This window comes from Corynebacterium sp. HMSC034E11, assembly GCF_001835905.1.
Taxonomy (GTDB): Bacteria; Actinomycetota; Actinomycetes; order Mycobacteriales; family Mycobacteriaceae; genus Corynebacterium; species Corynebacterium coyleae.
The window spans coordinates 436,586-455,700 of sequence record NZ_KV826394.1 but is presented as its reverse complement, the minus strand read 5'-3'; the positions used below and the strand labels follow the sequence as shown (position 1 = coordinate 455,700).

The 19,115-nt window shown below is 63.0% G+C and carries 19 protein-coding genes and 1 tRNA gene; 12 read left to right on the top strand and 8 right to left on the bottom strand.

What is annotated here, in order from left to right:
* Positions 1-273 precede the first annotated feature (273 nt).
* The 4 genes from HMPREF2690_RS06160 to HMPREF2690_RS06145 all read left to right on the top strand — a co-directional run bounded on the left by HMPREF2690_RS06160 (position 274) and on the right by HMPREF2690_RS06145 (position 4,341).
* A complete protein-coding gene (locus tag HMPREF2690_RS06160) occupies positions 274-1,206 on the top strand; it encodes a trimeric intracellular cation channel family protein (RefSeq protein ID WP_210401379.1) in 933 nt (310 codons plus the stop codon).
* A gap of 24 nt (positions 1,207-1,230) precedes the next feature.
* Positions 1,231-2,166, top strand: coding sequence for a DMT family transporter (locus HMPREF2690_RS06155; RefSeq protein ID WP_070820398.1), 936 nt, complete (start codon positions 1,231-1,233; stop codon positions 2,164-2,166).
* Positions 2,167-2,636: 470 nt separating this feature from the next.
* Complete coding sequence (locus tag HMPREF2690_RS06150) at positions 2,637-2,960, top strand: hypothetical protein (protein ID WP_070451853.1); 324 nt, start codon at positions 2,637-2,639, stop codon at positions 2,958-2,960.
* Positions 2,950-4,341, top strand: coding sequence for an NAD-dependent succinate-semialdehyde dehydrogenase (locus tag HMPREF2690_RS06145; protein WP_070820426.1), 1,392 nt, complete (start codon positions 2,950-2,952; stop codon positions 4,339-4,341). Before HMPREF2690_RS06150 ends, HMPREF2690_RS06145 begins: the two co-directional genes overlap by 11 nt.
* An 11-nt stretch (positions 4,342-4,352) precedes the next feature.
* Here the strand turns inward: HMPREF2690_RS06145 and HMPREF2690_RS06140 are convergent, their stop codons facing one another.
* Positions 4,353-5,153, bottom strand: a complete 801-nt coding sequence (locus HMPREF2690_RS06140; RefSeq protein ID WP_070820397.1) for an HAD-IIA family hydrolase — start codon at positions 5,151-5,153, stop codon at positions 4,353-4,355.
* Positions 5,150-5,425 (bottom strand): acyl carrier protein, encoded by a 276-nt coding sequence (locus tag HMPREF2690_RS06135; protein ID WP_070820396.1) that lies wholly within the window; start codon positions 5,423-5,425, stop codon positions 5,150-5,152. Before HMPREF2690_RS06135 ends, HMPREF2690_RS06140 begins: the two co-directional genes overlap by 4 nt.
* Positions 5,426-5,442: 17 nt before the next feature.
* Here HMPREF2690_RS06135 and HMPREF2690_RS06130 point away from each other — a divergent pair, with 17 nt between their 5' ends.
* Positions 5,443-6,264: a YPDG domain-containing protein gene (locus HMPREF2690_RS06130; RefSeq protein WP_070820395.1), complete on the top strand. Its 822-nt coding sequence runs from the start codon at positions 5,443-5,445 to the stop codon at positions 6,262-6,264.
* The gene (locus HMPREF2690_RS06125; protein WP_083320318.1) at positions 6,261-7,118 is read left to right on the top strand and encodes an alpha/beta fold hydrolase; all 858 of its coding nucleotides are present in this window, start codon (positions 6,261-6,263) and stop codon (positions 7,116-7,118) included. The genes HMPREF2690_RS06130 and HMPREF2690_RS06125 overlap by 4 nt, the downstream gene beginning before the upstream one ends.
* A gap of 377 nt (positions 7,119-7,495) precedes the next feature.
* Here HMPREF2690_RS06125 and aceE read toward each other — a convergent pair whose 3' ends face one another.
* Complete coding sequence (gene aceE, locus HMPREF2690_RS06120) at positions 7,496-10,291, bottom strand: pyruvate dehydrogenase (acetyl-transferring), homodimeric type (protein ID WP_070820425.1); 2,796 nt, start codon at positions 10,289-10,291, stop codon at positions 7,496-7,498.
* A 195-nt stretch (positions 10,292-10,486) separates the two neighbouring features.
* Here aceE and HMPREF2690_RS06115 point away from each other — a divergent pair, with 195 nt between their 5' ends.
* The 3 genes from HMPREF2690_RS06115 (at position 10,487) to HMPREF2690_RS11930 (ending at position 11,919) form a co-directional block, all read left to right on the top strand.
* Entirely contained in the window at positions 10,487-10,891 is a 405-nt protein-coding gene (locus HMPREF2690_RS06115; RefSeq protein ID WP_244268623.1) for a DUF3052 domain-containing protein, read from the top strand.
* Between the two features lie 64 nt (positions 10,892-10,955).
* Positions 10,956-11,031: transfer RNA gene (locus tag HMPREF2690_RS06110), tRNA-Val, on the top strand.
* 393 nt (positions 11,032-11,424) lie between these two features.
* Positions 11,425-11,919, top strand: coding sequence for a hypothetical protein (locus HMPREF2690_RS11930; protein WP_141743383.1), 495 nt, complete (start codon positions 11,425-11,427; stop codon positions 11,917-11,919).
* A gap of 489 nt (positions 11,920-12,408) precedes the next feature.
* Here the strand turns inward: HMPREF2690_RS11930 and HMPREF2690_RS06105 are convergent, their stop codons facing one another.
* The 5 genes from HMPREF2690_RS06105 to HMPREF2690_RS06085 form a co-directional block, all read right to left on the bottom strand.
* A complete protein-coding gene (locus HMPREF2690_RS06105; RefSeq protein WP_256380740.1) occupies positions 12,409-13,299 on the bottom strand; it encodes an IS1249 family transposase in 891 nt (296 codons plus the stop codon).
* Positions 13,300-13,559: 260 nt separating this feature from the next.
* The gene (locus tag HMPREF2690_RS06100) at positions 13,560-13,955 is read right to left on the bottom strand and encodes a hypothetical protein (protein ID WP_070570161.1); all 396 of its coding nucleotides are present in this window, start codon (positions 13,953-13,955) and stop codon (positions 13,560-13,562) included.
* 30 nt (positions 13,956-13,985) lie between these two features.
* Entirely contained in the window at positions 13,986-14,951 is a 966-nt protein-coding gene (locus HMPREF2690_RS06095; RefSeq protein ID WP_246818882.1) for an SURF1 family cytochrome oxidase biogenesis protein, read from the bottom strand.
* 6 nt (positions 14,952-14,957) lie between these two features.
* The gene (locus HMPREF2690_RS06090) at positions 14,958-15,425 is read right to left on the bottom strand and encodes a low molecular weight protein-tyrosine-phosphatase (protein ID WP_070820393.1); all 468 of its coding nucleotides are present in this window, start codon (positions 15,423-15,425) and stop codon (positions 14,958-14,960) included.
* The gene (locus tag HMPREF2690_RS06085) at positions 15,412-16,047 is read right to left on the bottom strand and encodes an HAD hydrolase-like protein (protein WP_070820392.1); all 636 of its coding nucleotides are present in this window, start codon (positions 16,045-16,047) and stop codon (positions 15,412-15,414) included. The genes HMPREF2690_RS06090 and HMPREF2690_RS06085 overlap by 14 nt, the downstream gene beginning before the upstream one ends.
* A gap of 36 nt (positions 16,048-16,083) precedes the next feature.
* On the opposite strand from HMPREF2690_RS06085, the gene HMPREF2690_RS06080 reads away from it, so the two are divergent.
* From HMPREF2690_RS06080 to HMPREF2690_RS06070, 3 genes are read left to right on the top strand one after another with little or no spacing between them, the layout of a single operon-like run.
* Complete coding sequence (locus tag HMPREF2690_RS06080; protein WP_070820391.1) at positions 16,084-17,220, top strand: Nif3-like dinuclear metal center hexameric protein; 1,137 nt, start codon at positions 16,084-16,086, stop codon at positions 17,218-17,220.
* Positions 17,221-17,230: 10 nt separating this feature from the next.
* Positions 17,231-17,920: a zinc ribbon domain-containing protein gene (locus HMPREF2690_RS06075; RefSeq protein ID WP_070422131.1), complete on the top strand. Its 690-nt coding sequence runs from the start codon at positions 17,231-17,233 to the stop codon at positions 17,918-17,920.
* The gene (locus HMPREF2690_RS06070) at positions 17,921-19,081 is read left to right on the top strand and encodes a bifunctional RNase H/acid phosphatase (RefSeq protein ID WP_070820390.1); all 1,161 of its coding nucleotides are present in this window, start codon (positions 17,921-17,923) and stop codon (positions 19,079-19,081) included.
* Positions 19,082-19,115: the final 34 nt, after the last annotated feature.

Sequence of the window (19,115 nt, the reverse complement as noted above, 5' to 3'; positions counted from 1 at the left end):
TTGGGCGAGATGCGCGGTGTTGGATGTGCCGTTTAGCTTTGCGACGCCACCTTCCCGACCCCACCCAACACATGGTGAGAACGTAACGGTGAGGACGGCAAAATATCGGCATCTTCACCGTTGTATTCTCACCATGTGTGTGTCCGAGCGTGTCTGGCGGTACCGGCAACCACGCCAAACCGGCGACACCTACGCACACGTCCCACACCGTCATCACCGGCGCCCGGGACCGAACGCCGGGAAGTACAGGCTTAAACCACTACGATGACGCGCATGTACTTCGACAACGTGTTCACCGCCGTGGGGTTCTCGTTTGCCCTGATGGACCTTATTGGGGTGTTTTTGAATGCGCTGATGGGTGGGCTCGTCGCTAGGCGATTGCGCTTTGACGCCGTCGGTTTCATGCTCATCTCCATCATTTCGGGCATGGCTGGCGGCATGATCCGCGACGCCCTGATCGGTGCCACGCCCGCGTCGGCGTTGCAAAACCCCTGGTACATCGGCACGGCGTTGGTGGGGTCGCTGTTTGCGTTTCTGATCCCGCTGTCGGGGCTGACGTGGGAGTTGTTCCGTTTCCACGGCGACATGATCATCGTTGGCGTGTGGGCGGTGACGGGCACGGTGACGGCGATGCGTGCCGACATCACGTGGTTCGGCTGCATCCTCATGGGCGTGCTCACCGCGACCGGCGGCATGGTGATTCGCGAGATGATGATTGGCCAGATCCCGTCCATACTTATCGACCGCCAGTGGTACGTCGTGCCAGCGATTGTGGCGTCGATTAGCGTGCAACTGTTTTACGACCTCAACCTGCAATCCATCGGCCTCGCCATCTCCGCCCTGATTGGTTTCGGCCTTGGCGTGGCGGCGTACTGGTTCGGCTGGCACGTGCCCGGCATCGAGGCGCTGGCGAACGTCGACGATTTCTTCACCCGCATCAAACACCGCGTCGGCGACCGCCTCCCACGCACCCCCAGCGCCCTGCGTCAACGTGCCGAGCGCGCGCAACGCCCCGGCATGCTCGTGCACGCGCCGACGCGCAAGGATATTCACGACATTCTGGGCAATCGTATCGACGACCGCCGCAACGTCACCCACGAAGAATTCCTCGACGCCCTCTACCGCGCCTACATCGACCCGACCGGCCCGGGTGGTGCGGGAGGCTCGGGCTCTGGTGTGGGCGGCGCGGGCGACCGGAAGAAGTAACCACCCGTATGAAACCATAGGCGGGTGCTTCTCCTTGTTGCGCTCGCCGTCGGCGGGCTGATTCCAATTCAAACCGCGGCCAACTCGCGTTTGCGTCTCAGCGTGGGCAACTACCCGGTTGTGTCGGCGCTGATTTCGTTTTCGGTGGCGTTGCTTGTGGCTATCGTGGCGACCACCATTCTGCAGGGCAACCCGCTACCGCAGTTCGCGCCGGGCACGTCCGCGCCGTGGTGGACGTGGCTCGGCGGCGTGATGGGTGTCTGCTTCGTGCTGGGCAACATTGTCCTGTTCCCGCGCCTTGGCGCGGTGCAGACAGTGGTGTTGCCGATCCTTGGCCAGGTGGTGATGGGCCTACTCATCGACTGGTTCGGTTTGTTTGGCTCTCCGCGTATTAGCGTCTCACTGCTGCGCATCGTCGGCGCCATCGTCGTCTTCGCCGGCATCGTTGTGGTGCTGCGGGCGGGCAAGTCGGGGAAGGGTGCCGTTGCCGCGAAGGCAACCGGCGACGCCACCGGCCTCGAACTCTGGCTCTTCCGCGCGCTCGGCGTCCTCGTCGGCGTCGGCTCCGCAGTGCAGACGGCAGTGAACGGTTACTTAGGGACGATCGCCGGCTCCTCCCTCCACGCCGGCGAAATCAACCTGACCGTCGGCGTGGCGCTGCTGCTCATCGCCGCGCTAGTCACCTCACCGAAGCAGTTCACCCGCAAGCCAACGCCGGGCCCCGCCTGGATGTGGCTCGGCGGCGTTGTCGGCGCGATCTTTGTGATCTCCGGCGCGACCCTCTCACCGATCCTCGGCACTGGCACGACCGTGATCGCCTTCAACGCCGGCACCATCGCCGCCGGACAGGCCCTCGAGGCCCGCGGTGCCTTCGGCGCCCGCAAGAACCCGCTCACCGCCACGCGCCTCGTCGGCCTGGTCGTGATCTTCCTTGGCGTCCTCGCCGTGCGGTTGCTGTAGGCAATCGGCGCCGCGGCGCGCGGACGGATTGCGCTCGAGGGGGGGAGTAGCGCGAAAACGCAGCTTAGGGGCAAACCCGAACTCGTGGATCTGAGTTCGGGTTTGCCCCTAAGCTCACTTTGCGACATATACAACCCCACACTCGGCGCTGAAAACCACGCCACTCAACCTCAACCCGAGGTCGAGTAAATAGGGGGATCAAGCAGCAGTTGAGGGTTGCTCGCGGGGCTCGTGTGACGCAAGATCGGTCGCGAGCCGAAAGGGCTCAAAGAGTAACCAGAGGCCGTTGGGGAAGACGAACCTCTCGTCTCGCACTCCGCCGCCCGGGCTAGTCACCCGGACACGGACAACCGTCCGTCGCGGCGTCCCGCTTAGTCACCGGGGCAGGAGTGCGCCAAGCAAGACATCGAGTGCTGCACGCAAAACAGCGGCACAGCACCGATGCTGAAAGCACAGAAGGGTCCCCACCAATGACGACAACACTGGCTGCGCCCCGCGCGTGCCGTCCGACACGCAATCGACTCACGTGGACGCTCCACATTGAGGGGATGTTGGGGCGGGTGCGTGGGGTCGTCGAGAAGCAAATGCTCTTATTGCCCGAGGGTGAGCCGGGCGAGGTCTGGTTCACGCGCTGGCAGCGGCGGCCGGATCGCACGTACTCGTGCAGCGAAACGATCCGCGCCACGGAGGCGGAGATTGAGCCGTTTCGGCGCGCGATTGAGCGGTTGGCGGCGGAGGAGAACTTCGTGGCGAGGCTGACGCAGCGCTCGTACCATGGGGCGCATGTCTACTAAATATCGAGTACAAAATCCGAAGAACAACGAGATTGTCGCAACGTACGATTTCATTAGCGACGACGCCCTCGACACCGCCCTGACCACCGCAAACGACACCTTTAAGCAGTGGCGCGAAAAGTCGTTTGAGGAGCGTGCGAAGGTGCTGCGGAAGGTCACGAAGCTTTTCGACGACAAACGCGACGAACTCACCCGCATCATCGCCGAAGAGATGGGCAAGCCGGTCGACCAGGGCGACGGCGAAATCGACGACGTAGTCGAGATTTTCAACTACTACGCCGACAACGGCGCCGAGTTCGGGGCTGACGAGGAGATCCCGAACAAGCGTGGCGGCACGTCGATTATGCGCAAGATTCCGTTCGGCGTGATCCTGGGCATCATGCCGTGGAATTACCCGTATTACCAGGTCGCACGCTTCGCCGCGCCCGCGCTGATGGCCGGCAACGTCGTGCTGGTCAAGCACGCGGAGATCTGCCCGCGCTCGGCGGAGGCGATCCAGAAGATTTTCGACGAGGCCGGCGCGCCCAAGGGGCTGTTCACGAATCTGTACGCGAAGCACTCGCAAATCTCGCGCATTATTAACGACGACCGCGTCCAAGGCGTTTCCCTCACCGGCTCCGAGCGCGCCGGGCGTGCCATCGCCTCCCAGGCCGGCCAGGCGCTGAAGAAGTGCGTGCTCGAGCTGGGCGGCACCGACGCCTACATCGTGCTCGACTCCACCGACGTCCCGGCCGCCGCGAAAACCGCCTGGAACAAGCGCATTTCCAACACCGGCCAGGCCTGCACCTCCAACAAGCGCATGATCGTGATGGAGGACATTTACGACGAATTCGTCGACGAACTCGTCTCCCTCGCTTCCAAGTGCGAAGCCGGCGATCCGCTCAACCCGGAGAAGGGCCGTTACTACCCGCTGTCCTCGCGCGACGCCGCCGAAAACCTCGCCCAGCAGCTGAAGATCGCCGTCTCTGAAGGCGCGAACCTGCGCGTTGGCGGCGAGGTTACCGGCAAGGGCGCCTACTTCACCCCGGCCGTGATCACCGACATCCCGGTCGGCTCCGACTCCTACTACGAGGAGTTCTTCGGCCCCGTCGCCGAGGTGTACAAGGTCTCCTCCGAGGAAGAGGCCATCGAGGTGGCCAACAACTCCCGCTACGGCCTTGGCGGTGCCGTGATGTCCGAGGACGTCGAGCGTGCCAAGCGTGTTGCCGACAAGGTGGACACCGGCATGATCCACGTCAACATCCCGCAGGCCCGCGGCGCCGAGCTGCCGTTCGGCGGTGTGAAGGCTTCCGGTCTGGGCCGCGAACTGGGCCCACTGGGCATGGACGAGTTTGTGAACAAGCAGCGCTTCTATATCGCCGGCTCCGACTCGGCGGTGTAAGGAAGCGCGCCCTAGTCGGCGTCGGTGTACTTGCCGTCGCCGAAGGGGTCGTGGATGCGATCCACCAGGTCCGCCACCGAGTCGAACACGGCGGTGGGGCGGTAGGGGTAGCGGGCGATCTCGGCGTCGTCGCTAATGCCGGAGCGCACAAGTACGGTGCGCATGCCGGCTTCGAGGCCGGATTTCACGTCGGTGTCCATGCGGTCGCCGATCATGACCGTGTTTTCGGAGTGGGCGCCGATGTTGTTCAGCGCCGAGCGCATCATGACGGGGTTAGGTTTGCCCACGTAGTAAGGCTCCATGCCGGTCACGGCGGTGATCATGGCGGCGACGGAACCGGTTGCGGGTACGACCCCGCGCGGGCCAGGCCCAGTCAGGTCGGGGTTCGTTGCAATGAAGCGCGAGCCGCGCCGGATCAGGTTCGAGGCGGTGGTGAGCGCTTCGAAGGAGTAGGTGCGGGTTTCGCCGAGTACGACGAAGTCGGGGTCGGCGTCGGTAAGAATCCAGCCGATCTCGTGTAGCGCGGTGGTCAGGCCGGCCTCGCCGATGACGTACGCGGAGGCTTCACCGGCTTGCTGCGAGAGGAACTTGGCGGTCGCCGTCGCGGAGGTCCAGATGCGTTCCGGTTCGATGTCTAGGCCCATGCGTTGCAGTTTCGCGGAGAGGTCGCGCGGGGTTTGCATCGAGTTGTTGGTCAGCACCATGAACTCGATTTCCTCGGCGCGCAGGGTGGAGATGAACTCTTTCGCGCCGGGAATGACTGAGCCCTCTTTGTGGAGGACGCCGTCCATGTCGGTCAGGTATGAAATCATTCGTGTTCCTCCAGGTAGTCGGCGAGTTCGCCGGCGGTGGGGTGGTCGTTAAGTACGGTGTCGTCGATACGCACGCCGAAGGTGTCTTCGATCCGCACGGCGAGTTCGATGCGGTCGAGGGAGGCGATGGCGGTGTCGTCGAAACGCGAGCTTTGCTTGACGACGACACCCGTCACCTCCTCAACCAATCCCGCGAGACGAGCAAACGTGTCCGCCGGGGTTTCCTCCTCGAGTTGGAGGCCGCCGAGATCCAAGCGCTGCGAAAGTTCCATGCCGTTATGATAGGCCCATGCACCGCCTCGCAGTTCCGGCAGCAGCCGTTGTGATCACCAGCCTCGTCGCCCCCGTCGCCGGCGCCGCAACGATGGCGGAAACGTACAAGCCGTACTTCGCGCCGGAGACATCGCACGTGTACGGCCCGCCGGGCGACTACTACACCAACCCCGTTTACCTGGAGTTGAAGGACGTGCCGGAGGGGGCGCGGTGGAGCCTGACCGGGGAGAACACGATCCGCCACCGCTTTCAGGTGGACAAGGTGGACGACAAACTCCGGGTCAACCTCAACCTGAATGGCGATACGCCGGTGCAGCGCGGCGAGAACACGCAGCAGATTCCGGTGCGGGTGCACTTTCCGGACAACTCGACGGACCTCTATTTCCCCGAGGTCACCTTAATCCCGGACCACGCGTTTCTGTACGATCCGGAATACGACTCCGCCGAGGCCGACCCCGGCCAAACCGTAACGCTCACCCCGACCAACGTCCGCCACCTGGACCTTCCTAACGACGCGACGTGGGAGGTCAAGGGCACCTACGACTCGGTTGACCAGAAGACCGGGGCGATTACCGTGACCCTGCCCAAGGACTCCTACGACAGCGCGAACCTTGACGTGACCGCCACGTTCGCCGACGGCTCGAAGCGTTCGACGACGGCGAGGGTGACGAATACGGGACGTGGGGTCGTCGAGAAGCAAACGCCCGTGCCTGCGCCGGTGCCTGCGCCTGCAGGATCGACGCCGCTGCAAAAAGTCGCGCTGGTCTTCGGCATCCTCGCCGTCATCGTCGGCATCGGCTTCGCCGCCATGCCCTACCTGGGACAACTCGGATTATGATGCGCACCGGCACCATCGACCGCGACGGCATCACCATCCACTACTACGACGTCGGGCCCCGCGACGCCGGCCTGACCGTCGTCTACGCACACGGCTTCAACATCGCCGCCGCCGAATACAAACTGCAGGTCGAAGCCATTTCCGGCGTGCGCCAAATCCTTGTCGACGTCCGCGGCCACGGCAAAACCGGCTACGCCGACCCCAGCCTGCTCACCATCGACGCCGCCGCCGACGACATCGCCGCCGTCCTGAGCCACCTCGGTATCGACGACCCCCTCATCACCGTCGGACACTCCCTCGGCGGTCCGATCTCCCTGTCGCTCATGCGCCGCCACCGGTTCAACTGGGTCGGATCCGTGCAAATCTCCAGCACCGTCGACCCCTTCACCGCCCGCGGCCTACCACGCCTCCTCGGTGGGGGATTCGGCCGGTCGCTCGGGTGGTTTGTGGATAGGCTGCCGCACGCCGCCGAAGGCATTCGGCGCCTGGTCACCGACATGATCGCCCCGATCCTCGCACGCTGGTTCTACTTCCGGCCCGTGCCGTGGTCCCTGATCAAATTCCACGCCCGCATGATCAAAGCCACGCCGCTCGCCACCTATCGAGGCTTCTTCGACGACCTCCAAACCCACTCCGAACGCGGCGCCGCCGCCGTCCTGGCCACCATCCCCGGCTACATCCTCGTCGGCGACCGCGACAACGTCGCCCCCGTCAGCCAATCCGCCGAACTCGCCGCGATCTGGCCGGGCGCCTACTTCCAAATCCTGCCCGAGTCAGGGCACATGCCGCCTCTCGACGACCCCGACGCCGTCACCGCCGCCATCGAGCGCGTCATCGCCCTGGCGCGAGGGTAGGGCCGGCGCGACCGCGCCTGCGACAGCCACCTGCCGCCGAGGTTTCTGACACATTCCGGCAGAATCTGTCAGCGCCGGGAATCGTCGCAGGTCAGCGGGTTTTGAGGTGGGCGCCGATGTGAAGTCTGTCAGGAGCATCTGCTCCTGGCCAAAATAGTTCCCGGGTCCGCGCCGATTTGTGGAACTATTTTGGCTCCGCGCGGCTCACAAAATCGGCGACCTGGGGAAACGCAGCTGCGGAAAGTTCCAAAACCGAAGAAAGTTCCCGGCCGGGGAACTATTTTCGGAAAGGGTGGCAGGCGGAAAGACGAGCCACCTCACACAACGAAAACCGCCCCAGCCAATGAAAACAGGCCGGGGCGGTGGAGGTCAGAGAACTACTCGGCGGCGTTCTCCGGGCCCTCGTCGTCGGAGTCGAGGGTCGGCTTCGCGGCGGTCGGATCGTCGATCTTCAGATCCTTTGCAGCCTTCGCCACAACATCGCGATCGATCTTGCCTTCGTTGGCCAGGCCCATCAGGGCGGCGACGGCCATGGACTCGGCGTCGATGTTGAAGTAGCGGCGGGCGGCTTCGCGGGTGTCGGCGAAACCGAAGCCGTCGGCACCAAGCACGATGTACTGGCCCGGGACGTAGGCGCGGATCTGCTCCTGCAGGTCGGAAGCGAAATCGGAGGTCGCGATGTACGGGCCTTCGGTCTGCTTGAGCTGCTTGGTAGCAAATGCCTCTTCGACCTCTTCGCCCGGGTTGCGGAGCTGCTCGGCAGCCTTGCGCTGACCCTCGCGGGCGAGTTCGGTCCAGGAGGTGACGGAGTAGATCGCGGCACCGACGTTGTACTTCTCCTGCAGGATCTCCTGTGCGCGAAGTGCCTGCTGCATACCCACGCCGGAGGCGAGCAGGGAGACCTTGTGTTCGAGGTCCTTGCCTTCGTCGTAAAGGTAGATGCCCTTGTGCAGGCCCTCAACGTCGAGGTTGTCCGGGCGTGCCGGCTGGTGGTGCGGCTGGTTGTAGACGGTGATGTAGTACATCACGTCCTCGTCCTTGTCCGCGCCCTGGCCGTACATGCGCTCGATGCCCTTGGAGATGATGTACGGCATCTCGTAGGCGAACGCCGGGTCGTACGGGATGACGGCCGGGTTGGTGGATGCCAGGATCGGGGAGTGGCCGTCCATGTGCTGCAGGCCCTCTCCGAAGAGGGTGGTGCGGCCGGCGGTTGCGCCGACGATGAAGCCGCGGCCCATCTGGTCGCCGGCGGCCCAGAAGTTGTCGCCGGTGCGCTGGAAGCCGAACATCGAGTAGAAGATGTACATCGGGATCATCGGCTCGCCGTGGGTGGCGTACGACGTTGCTGCTGCGATGAAGGATGCGGAGGAGCCGTCCTCGTTGATGCCTTCGTGCAGGATCTGGCCATCGGTGGACTCGCGGTAGGACAGCTGCAGGTCGTGGTCGACCGGCACGTAGTTCTGGCCGTGCGGGTTGTAGATCTTCTGGGTCGGGAACCAGGAGTCGAGGCCGAAGGTACGGGCCTCGTCCGGGATGATCGGGACGATGCGCTTGCCGATCTCCTTGTCGCGCATGATCGCCTTGAACGTGCGCACGAGCGCCATGGTGGAGGCGACTTCCTGCTTGCCGGAGTCCTTGAACAGGGCCTTGAAGGTCTTTTCAAAGTCAGGCTGCTCGAGTGGGGTGTACTGCTCCCGACGCTCCGGCAGGTAGCCGCCGAGTTCCTCGCGGCGTGCCTTGAGGTACTTGATCTCCTCGGCGTCCTCGCCCGGGTGGTAGTACGGCGGCAGGTACGGATCCTTTTCCAGTTCTTCGTCGGAAATCGGGATCTGCTGCTTGTCGCGGAAGAGCTTCAGGTCTTCCAGGGCCAGCTTCTTCATCTGGTGGGTTGCGTTGCGGCCCTCGAAGTTGTGGCCGAGGCCGTAGCCCTTGACGGTGTGGGCGAGGATGACGGTCGGCTTGCCCTTGGTCTCCAAGGCGCGCTTGTAGGCGGCGTAGACCTTGCGGTAGTCGTGGCCGCCGCGGCGCAGGTTCCAGATCTCTTCGTCGGTCATGTCTTCGACGAGCTTCTTGGTGCGCTCGTCGCGGCCGAAGAAGTGTTCGCGGACGTAGGCGCCGTCGTTGGCCTTGAAGGTCTGGTAGTCGCCGTCCTTGGTGGTGTTCATGATGTGGACGAGTGCGCCGTCCTCATCCTTTTCCAGCAGTTCGTCCCACTCGCGGCCCCAGACGACCTTGATGACGTTCCAGCCGGCACCGACGAAGAAGCTCTCCAGTTCTTGGATGATTTGGCCGTTGCCGCGCACTGGGCCGTCGAGACGCTGCAGGTTGCAGTTGATCACGAAGGTGAGGTTGTCCAGACCGTAGAGGGAAGCCATCTGGATGAGACCGCGGGATTCGGGCTCGTCCATTTCGCCGTCGCCAAGGAATGCCCAGACGTGCTGCTGGTCGGTGTCCTTGATGCCGCGGTCCTGCAGGTACTTGTTAAAGCGTGCCTGGTAGATGGCGTTCATTGGGCCAAGGCCCATGGACACGGTTGGGAACTCCCAGAAGCCCGGCATGCCGTGCGGGTGCGGGTAGGACGGCAGGCCGCCCTGCTTGCGGGAGTGTTCCTGGCGGAAGCCGTCCAGATCGTCTTCGGAAAGGCGGCCTTCGAGGAAGGCGCGGGCGTACATGCCTGGGGAGGCGTGGCCCTGGAAGAAGATCTGGTCGCCGCCCTGTGGTGCGTCCTTGCCCTTGAAGAAGTGGTTGAAGCCAACTTCGTAGAGGGCTGCCGCGGAGGCGTAGGTGGAGATGTGGCCGCCGACGCCGATGCCCGGGCGCTGTGCGCGGTGCACCATGACGGCGGCGTTCCAGCGCATCCAGCGGCGGTAGCGCTTCTCAATTTGCTCGTCGCCAGGGAATTCCGGCTCGAGTTTGGTTGGGATGGTGTTCACCAGGTCCGTGGAGGACAGCGCCGGCAGTGGTACTCGCTTGGCGTTGGCGCGCTCAATGAGGCGAAGCATGAGGTAGCGGGCGCGCTCCGGGTCGGACTCCTCGAGCAGGCCGTCGAGGGAGTCCATCCACTCTTGGGTTTCCTCCGGGTCCGCGTCATGCAGGTAGGAAGCTACGCCTTCGCGCAGCGACAGGATATTCGTATCGACGTCAGAAGCGTTCTTCACGCGACCATCGATCATCTCGGTGTCCTTTTCGGCCACTTCAACCTCCTGGGTTCATCGGGGCAATACACCGACAAGGATACGTTCTTTTGGTCGCTAGTTCTTACATCGGATGGCTTTTGGTGAGACTAATTGTTGGTTTGTCGCCATTGAGCACGGTGGGGCGGTATGCTGTCGTGCATTCGTACAACTACAACTGGAGGATTTAGACACTTGAGTGCCACAGGAGTGGACACCTACGCCGACCGTTTTGGGGTTGGCCCCGACCTTGTCGTTCAGGAGATCGGCTGGGGCGAGGATGCGGATTCGTCCATCTCGGAAGCCATCGAGGATGCCATCGGAGCAATGCTTCTTGACGACGACACCCTCGAGCCCTGCGACCTCGTCCTCCTTTGGTTCCGTGAAGGCGACGGTGACCTTGTCGATGAACTCGTCGACGCCACCCGCAACCTCGGTTCCGGCGGCCGTATCTGGCTGATGACTCCTGGTGCCGGCTTCCCAGGCGTTGTCGCCCCGGGCTTGATCGCAGAGTCTGCCCAGTTGGCCGGTCTGCTGCAGACCAAGGCCGACCGCTTCGGTGACTGGCAGGGCTCTTGCCTCGCCGCCTCGAAACGGTAGTTTTTGGCGCTTAGCCTGCAGGTTTTCCTTTTCCGGTCGTGCTTTGGTAGTGTTACCGGGTAGCGCGCCGTTAGCTCAGCTGGAAGAGCAACTGGTTTACACCCAGTAGGTCGGCGGTTCGAGCCCGTCATGGCGCACCAGGTCAAGGCCCCTCTTCGGAGGGGCCTTTTCGTAGCTTGGTGTGAGTCCGCAGGCTGGGGTTAAGGGGTTAAGGGGGTTAAGGCTCAAAATGTGTGTCTGCTATCGGCGTGACATTCTCATTAATGCTCTGCCGTTCATTGGGCGAAAGAATATGTTACCGTCATCTCACAAGGTGTCTTAAGTGAGCAAGAGCTCGCAGGACATCTCGACAGAGCAAGCTCTCGCAGAATATTCCTAGAAAGAGGTTAGGAATGCGCCTACTCTTTAGAAGGGCATTGGCAGTTGCACTTTCGGTATCGGCGCTAGGAATCTCCTCCCCTACGACGGTAACGGCAAAGCCAATTGACGTCGCTGAGGCGCAGATGTTATTTGCCGAGGATTCGAACCTCACCGTGGCTGAAGAGGCATCTTTTAGGGCGATGGACAGGTATGTTGATTTTGAACATGCACGGTTTGATTATCGAGCAGCTCAGTCGGATCCAGACGTGGATTCTGGTGTACTGAATGAGTTCTCAGGAACTCTTCTTGCGCAAGGCTGGAATGTTGACGCGGACGAATCAGACCTAGCGATTCTTGAACGCGAAGCGGATGCTATCGAACCGGCTATTCAGTTTTACGATGCATGTCAAGGACGGAATGGGTTCCAAAAGCTACCACCCGGTGTCTTGCTAAATAGCTGCGCGGCATCTGCACTCCAGAATGCGTACGCCGCTGGCGCTGGTGTTGCCGCGTTAGCAGCGTTAATTACTGCAGAAACAGGTGTAGGCGGGGTTCTTGCTGGCGCTATTGCTGGAGTCTTAGCGGCGGAATCTGGCATTTTAGGCATCTGCGGTTCGTGGAATCGAGGAATTAGACTTTTCCCTGGTGGAATTTGTTGGTCACAGTAGGTATAAATGCGCTTGCTACGTGTTGTCATCGGTATCATTATCGCTATAGGTGTTATCCTGAGTATTATTCAGGTAGCACTTTCTGCGTGGTCTAATCCGATTTTGTCCGTAGGTCCCATTTTATCGATTACAGGTGCTCTAGCGGGCATTTTGTACGTAGTCTTGGTGAGATACCGTGAACGAGACAGAGACTAGTATATTCAAATTCTTGCTTCCTGCGTGAGCCGCTATTCTATAACTACTATTTGAGCGTTAAGGGTCAAAAAGGGTGTCTAGCTCGGCGTGTCGCGAGGGTTAGATGTGGCCTTTTTGGATGCCGATTGAGTGGGTGTAGTTGGTGTCGATAGCGCCCTCGTAGAAGGCTGGTCGTCGAAGTTTCGTGGTCGGCTTGGTTCTCGTTTCGGGTCAGGGTGGATACTTTGGCCAGTTAGTCCTGACCCCAGTTGGGCTGCCCAGCGATCTCAACGGGGTCGTCAGGCAGTTCCGTTTTTAGGTAGAGCCACCAATCCAACATGCGGCGTTGATGTTCCCGGATCTTCCCCGGTGGGTGCGGGCCAGCAGTTTCAACTGGGCGTTGATTCCGCCTTCCGGCTGTTTGGTGGCTTTGATCCGGCTGGCGTCGAGCACACCGTCGGGTGGGGCGAGGTAGACCAACAGTAAGTTGCCCCGCCATAGGTGGTTGAGGCTGTTGTAGGCCTTGCGGGTGCGTTCATGAGTCCATGACCAGGCGCGTTGCCGTGTCGCCGGGTCGGTTGTGAACGTTTTCTGGTTCATCCAGTCACGGTAGATAGTGCCGTATTCGTGCAGTTGCGCACCCCACGCGGCCGCCTCGTCAAGATCGGTGATCTTCGTGAGGTTGAGCGCGATCTGGTAAATCGCTCGTCCTGCATCGGTGCGGGGACGTGCGGTGGTGTGCCGGCGCACCACGCGTTGGGTGTGGACGAGGCAGCGCTGCACTTTCGTTGTGGGCCAGCATGCCTTGATTGCGCTGGCAGCGCCTTGGCCGCCGTCAATGACAGGGATCAGGGGCGCGGGGATACGTTCGAGCAGTCGTTGGTAGTCGCGGGTGGTTTCACGTGTGCACCAGTGCCAAGCGATGACGTGATCCAAGGTGGCAGCAACAATCAAGCATCCGCCGGCGGTGTAGGTGCCGTCAAGAAAGACCTGGTCGTAGACCCAGCCTTCGTGCCCGATCGTGGGATCGGGGACATCAACTAGCCAGAAGTGTTCAAACCGGTGTTGCAGCGTACGCGGATGACATCCTGCTCCGGCGGCAGCGGTTTCCAAGCTCGCACCGGTTGTGAGGTGGGTGATAAATGCTGCGAAGGCAGCGGAGTTGGTGATATCGGGGAGCTGCTTGGTGGTGGAAGCGCCGCACATTTTGCACCGTCACCGGCTGCGGTTGGCGGAGGTCTTACCGTTGCGTTTCATTTCCCCACCGCATTGGCAGCGTGGTCTGTTCTTCGGCATTGATCAAGCCAACACCAGCCCCTACCACACGCTGCTGTCACCCCCCGGTTTTTCGTCACCATGGCGCGGATATAAGCCCCAGGAGCATATACTTTCAGGAAAACCCCCGATCATCTCAAACAAATCGACGAATCCAGACACACATTTTGTCGCTTAACCCGAACCGGTACCTAGAGCGATCGGTTCTCGATGGCGGCGAGGATGCCCAGTTCGAACGCCGGGGTGTTGCCGTCGAACTCCACGTCTGCGACGTCCCATTCGGAGAACTGCACCCGAGCGGAGCCGGTGGTGGCGGTGGGGGAGTCGGGGACGATGGAGATGTCGTGGAGAGAGTGGCCAAGCGCGGCGCAGGCTAAGCCGGCGCGGGCTGGCAAAGTACCGCCGTCGGACAGGGCGAAAAGGGGCTGGCCTTCGGGGTCGGTGAGAAGCGACAAGGTTGCGAAGGGGCGGTTGGCGAAGGCGACGGCGTGGTCGAAGGCGGCGTCTTCAATATCGGCTGGTTCGACGCCCGAGGCGGGGACGACGAAGGCGTCGGCGAGGGTGCGGAGGACGGAATCGAGCGACATCAAAACCCCTTCAGAGACCATGGGACAGAGTTAGCGTTCTTGTTCCTTATCGTAAGCCTTGGCCCACGGGTTGGTGCGGGAAGAACCGTAGCGCTGGCGGGAACGCGTAGGAGCCGCAGTCGGGGTCTGAGCGGACGGCGCCGGGGCGGTTTCTTCGCCGGGGACAGGGGAAGGCTCGGGGCCGCTGCCGGACACGGTGTCGTCGTTAAGCAGTTGCTTCTGTTCCTCGGCGAAGCGGCGGCGTTCGCGGCTTTCGGAGTAGAGGAAGTAGAGCAGGGCGCCGGGGGCGGCGACGCCGAACAGGATCCACTGGAGGCCGTAGGAAAGGTGGTTGCCGGTTTCGAGTTGGGGCAGGGGGATGGCGGTGAGGGTGCCGGGTTGGTCTGAGAGCAGTTGGATGTACGGCTCGACCATGACAGCGCCAGTGTCGACGCCGGACAGCTCCCCGACCTGGGCGGGGTTGATGGAGTGGACCATGTCGTAGCCCTGGTCGTGAATCGGCGCGGTGGGGTGGACGGCTTCCCCGGCGCGCAGCATGCCAGTGATGGTGACGTCGCCGGTAGGTGCTGCGTCGATGTCCGGCACACCGGTGGAGCCTTCGGCGGGGACCCAGCCGCGGTTGACAAGGATGGTGCGGCCGTCGTCAAGCGTGAACGGCGTGAGCACCTGGAACGCAGGGGTGCGGTCGACGGAACGCAGGCGAAGCAACACGTCGTTGCCCGTGTAGTGGCCGGTGGCGACCACACGTGACCATTCGTCGGCGGGTGCGAGCGTGGTGCCGGGCAGGCGGTCCACCAGCGGTTCGGGATCGTGGTCGAACGCCGCGGAGATGTGTTCGTTGCGCTCGACTAACTGTTCGTTCTTGCCGAGTTGCCAGGGCGCGAGGAACGTGAAGGCAAAGTAGGAGAAAATGCCGACGACGATCGCCGCGATGATCCAGCCGGGGTTGAGCAGTTGGCGCCACCACGGCTTTTGGGAGGACTTGTTGGCATTCACGCCCACTTAGCCTAGCTGATCGCGTACCCAGTGGATAATGCCGTCGGCGGCGGCTTCGATCTGTTCGCGCACCACGGTGAAGCCCTCGGGCCCGCCGTAGTACGGGTCGGCAACGCCAGCGCCCTCAGGTGTGTCGGGGTCGAAGGAGCGCAGCAGACGGACCTTGTCTTCGGGCACGCCGCGCACGACCAACTCCGACACGTGGTTGGTGTCCAGCGCGACGATCAGGTCGGCTTGCTCCTGCTCGTAGCCAAACTGTTGGGCGCGGTGGGCTTCGCCGTCGTAGCCGTGGTTGGCCAGTTCGCGCCGGGCGCGTTCGTCGGCTTTGTGGCCGACGTGCCAGTCGCCGATGCCTGACGACGACACGCGCACCGCATCGCCCAGTCCCGCGTCCTCCAACTTGGAGCGCACGATGACCTCGGCCATCGGGGAGCGGCAGATGTTGCCGGTGCAGACGAAATCAATATGCAGCACGGATGATCCTTTCCAACTCGCGTGCGTCCGATGCTACGTAGGTCGCCTCGTCCCATTCGGGTGCGGCACCGTAACCCCAGGTCACGGCAACACTCGGGATGTCAAAGGTGGCGGCACCGGTGAAGTCGTGGGTGCGATCCCCAATCATCAGGGGACGTTTTGGCGCGACGTTGTCCAGCACGTACCGGATCACGTCGGCCTTCTTGGCGCGTACGCCGTCGTTAGATGCAGCGCCCAAAAAGTCGATGTGTTCGAGCATCCCTGCGCGCTCGAGGGCGGCTCGCGCGAAGCGTTCGCTTTTCGACGTCGCCGTGCACACCCCAAAACCTTCCCCCTTCAACCTGGCCAGCAGGTCGGCCATGCCGTCGAAAACCTCGAAGCGTTGCCAGCCTTCGGTGGACATGTAGGCGGAGTAGGCCTGCATGGCTTGTTCGACCTGGTCAGGCGACATGCCGAGCGCGCGCATCGATTCCGGCATCGGTGGCCCGGGGATGCGTTTGATGAACTCCTCGTCCGGTTTATCCCAGCCCACGGCCTCTAATCCGAGGAGGAATCCGTGGCGGATGCCGGGGAATGAGTCGATGAGGGTGCCGTCGACGTCGAAAAGCAATGTGGTGTTCACACCTCACCACTGTTCCAAATTTGTAGGCTTGCTGCCATGACTGCTGTGACTGTGCAAAACGTTGTTGATGCCCTCGAGGCTGCCTCCCCGCCGGCGCTGGCGGAAAGCTGGGACCAGGTTGGGCTGGTCTGCGGCGACCCTGACGCTGAGGTGACCAAGGTTGCGTTCGCGTTGGATTGCACGCTGGAGGTGGCTGAGCGGGCCGTGGCACAGGGTGCGCAACTGTTGGTTGTGCACCACCCGTTGCTGCTGCGTGGTGTGCATTCAGTGGCGGCGAACACCCCGAAAGGCAAGGTTATCCACACGTTGCTGGCTGGCGGATGCGCGCTGTTCGCCGCGCACACGAACGCTGATTCGGCGCGCCCGGGTGTGTCGGACAAACTCGCCGAGCTCGTCGGCATCAAACCCGGCCGCCCGATCAAGCCGGTGCTTCTCGACGCCACCGACCGCTGGGGCGTCCACGTCCCACCAGCGGATGCCGACGCCCTGAAGCGCGCCCTGTTCGAGGCCGGCGCGGGCGAGATTGGCAACTACCGCGAGTGCGCGTTTTCTTACGCGGGCACCGGCGAGTTCACCCCGGTCGAGGGCGCCGACCCGACCGACGGCACCGTCGGCGAGCACTTCACCGCCGAGGAGATGCGTGTGGAGTTCGTGGCGCCGGCGAGGCTGCGGCGTGGGCTCGTCGATACGCTACGCGCGAACCACCCTTACGAGGAGCCGGCGTTCGACATCGTCCAGATCGAGCACACCGGGGATTTGTCCACGGCCACCGGGCTGGGGCGCGTGGGCGAGTTGCCGGAGCCGATGACGCTGCGCGAGTTCACCCAGCAGGTGGCCAACGCGCTGCCGGAAACCGCGTGGGGCGTGCGCGCCGCCGGCGATCCGGACCAGATCGTGCAAAAGGTCGCGGTGTCCTCCGGCTCCGGCGACTCGTTCCTTTCGGATGTGTCCAAACTCGGTGTGGACGTGTATGTCACCTCGGATCTGCGCCCCCACCCGGTCGACGAGCACCTGCGCGCCGGTGGGCCTGCCGTCATCGATACCGCCCACTGGGCCAGCGAGTTTCCCTGGACCGAGCAGGCAGAGAGTATCGTGTCCCCTCTAGGCGTGGACACCGAGATCCTGCACATCCGCACGGATCCCTGGACCGTGTCCGCGCACCCCGCGAACTAAAGGAGTACTGATGCACCTATCCCAAGACCTGCAACCCGTCCTCCTGGAGCTCGCGCTCGCCGACGCCGCCAAGGGCCAGACGCGCGTTCGTCCCGAAGTCCAAGAGCTACAGAAGCTTCTCGACGAACGCACGCGCATGACCGAGGCTTCCGCCTCCGCCCAACTGGCCGTGGATGACATGGAACTAGAAATCCTGCGCATCCAGGAAGACGAGCGGAAACTGAAGAAGCGCGAACTCGACGACAAGCGCCAGCTCAGTGCAGAGACCGACCCGGAGCGTCGCAAGGACCTGGAGCACGACCGCTACGCCGCGAAGTCGCGCATCGCGGACCTGCTCTACGAACTCAAGGAAGCCCACAACGAGATCGCTGCGCTGCGCAACAACCGCGACATTCACGCCGCCCGCGTCGATGAACTCAACCGCAAGGTCGAGGCCGCCCAGCGCGCCGTCGATGCGTTGCCGGAAGAAGAAGCGGTGGACACCGACGCGCTGCGTTCCCGCCTGCCGGAGGACGTGCTGAAGGCGTACGACGACATCGGCGCCGCCAAGTTCAACGGCCGCGCCTGCGGCGGCTGCTTCATCCAACTCCCGCCGTCCGAGCGCGCCGAAGTACTCGCCGAGCCGGAGGACACCCTGCCGGCCTGTCCGAACTGCGGCACCCTGCTGGTGCGCGTGAACCCGGCCACCGACGAGGTGTAAATGCAGGTCAAGATGTACTGCGACGGCGGCTCCCGCGGAAACCCGGGGGTCGCCGGATCCGGCTCCGTGGTCTACGACACCGACGGCGAAACCCTTGCAGAGATCGCCTACGTGGTGGGGAAAAAGTCCACCAACAACGTCGCTGAATACTACGGTCTGGTCCGCGGACTGGAGGCCTCGCGCGAGGTCGGCGCCACGCGGGTGGACGTTTTCATGGACTCCAAACTCGTCGTCGAGCAAATGACCGGCCGGTGGAAAATCAAACACCCGGACATGCAAAAACTCGCCCGGGAAGCCCGCGACCTCGCCTCCTCCTTTGAGAAGGTCACCTACACCTGGGTTCCGCGCGCCAAGAACAAGAAGGCCGACGAGTTGTCCAACGTGGCCATGGACGCGGCCGCGCGTGGCGACAAGCCGGGGATTGTGAAGGGCACCGGCGTGTGGGGCGGCGGTGGCAAGGCTTCGGCCCAAGAGGAGAAGCCGGCGGAGGGGCCGGTCGTCGAAAAGAAAAAGCGCGATGCCGCTGGCCACTGGGCTGGAAACTCCGAACCGCGAACGCGGTTCATTCTGCTGCGGCACGGGCAAACGCAGCACTCGGCTGAGATGCGTTTTTCTGGTGTGTCCAATCCAGACCTCACCGATATTGGCCGTGAGCAGGCGAAGCGTGCCGCAGAGGCGCTGCGTTCGTTCGGGCGCATCGATGCCATCGTTGCCTCCCCGCAGGCGCGCGCCCAGCAAACTGCGCAGTTCGCCGCGGATGTACTCGGCCTGGAAATCCGTACTGACGAGGGCTTCCGCGAACTCGACTTCGGCGACTACGAAGGGCTGACCCGCGACGAGGCGATTGCGAAGGGGGAGGAGACGTATGCGACGTGGCAGGAATCGCCAAACAACGCGCCCCCTGCCGGCGAGTCGCTGACGGCGTTCCACCGCCGCGTCACCCGCGCCCGGCTGAAACTGCAGGAGCGCTACGAAGGCCAGAACGTACTCGTGGTCACCCATATGACCCCGATTAAATCCATGGTCCGCCAGGCTCTCGGCGCGAACGCCGAACTGTTCAAGCACCTGTTTTTGGACCTGGCAAGCATCTCTGTCGTGGACTACTTCGGCGAATTCGGTGTGGTTCGCTGCGTGAACGACGTCGCCCACCACCGCGGGTAGAGGAGACTGGGGCTACGGACTGGGGGGGGGGGGG

Excerpts from the sequence above, each read along its gene's own strand:
- HMPREF2690_RS06145 (WP_070820426.1), top strand. The coding sequence starts at position 2,950 with ATGTCTACTAAATATCGAGTACAAAATCCGAAGAACAACGAGATTGTC.
- HMPREF2690_RS06070 (WP_070820390.1), top strand. The coding sequence starts at position 17,921 with ATGCAGGTCAAGATGTACTGCGACGGCGGCTCCCGCGGAAACCCGGGG.
- HMPREF2690_RS06080 (WP_070820391.1), top strand. The coding sequence starts at position 16,084 with ATGACTGCTGTGACTGTGCAAAACGTTGTTGATGCCCTCGAGGCTGCC.
- HMPREF2690_RS06100 (WP_070570161.1), bottom strand. The coding sequence starts at position 13,955 with ATGTCGCTCGATTCCGTCCTCCGCACCCTCGCCGACGCCTTCGTCGTC.
- HMPREF2690_RS06150 (WP_070451853.1), top strand. The coding sequence starts at position 2,637 with ATGACGACAACACTGGCTGCGCCCCGCGCGTGCCGTCCGACACGCAAT.
- HMPREF2690_RS06105 (WP_256380740.1), bottom strand. The coding sequence starts at position 13,299 with ATGTGCGGCGCTTCCACCACCAAGCAGCTCCCCGATATCACCAACTCC.
- HMPREF2690_RS06135 (WP_070820396.1), bottom strand. The coding sequence starts at position 5,425 with ATGGAACTTTCGCAGCGCTTGGATCTCGGCGGCCTCCAACTCGAGGAG.
- HMPREF2690_RS06130 (WP_070820395.1), top strand. The coding sequence starts at position 5,443 with ATGCACCGCCTCGCAGTTCCGGCAGCAGCCGTTGTGATCACCAGCCTC.
- HMPREF2690_RS06075 (WP_070422131.1), top strand. The coding sequence starts at position 17,231 with ATGCACCTATCCCAAGACCTGCAACCCGTCCTCCTGGAGCTCGCGCTC.
- HMPREF2690_RS06160 (WP_210401379.1), top strand. The coding sequence starts at position 274 with ATGTACTTCGACAACGTGTTCACCGCCGTGGGGTTCTCGTTTGCCCTG.
- HMPREF2690_RS06140 (WP_070820397.1), bottom strand. The coding sequence starts at position 5,153 with ATGATTTCATACCTGACCGACATGGACGGCGTCCTCCACAAAGAGGGC.
- HMPREF2690_RS06125 (WP_083320318.1), top strand. The coding sequence starts at position 6,261 with ATGATGCGCACCGGCACCATCGACCGCGACGGCATCACCATCCACTAC.
- aceE (WP_070820425.1), bottom strand. The coding sequence starts at position 10,291 with ATGATCGATGGTCGCGTGAAGAACGCTTCTGACGTCGATACGAATATC.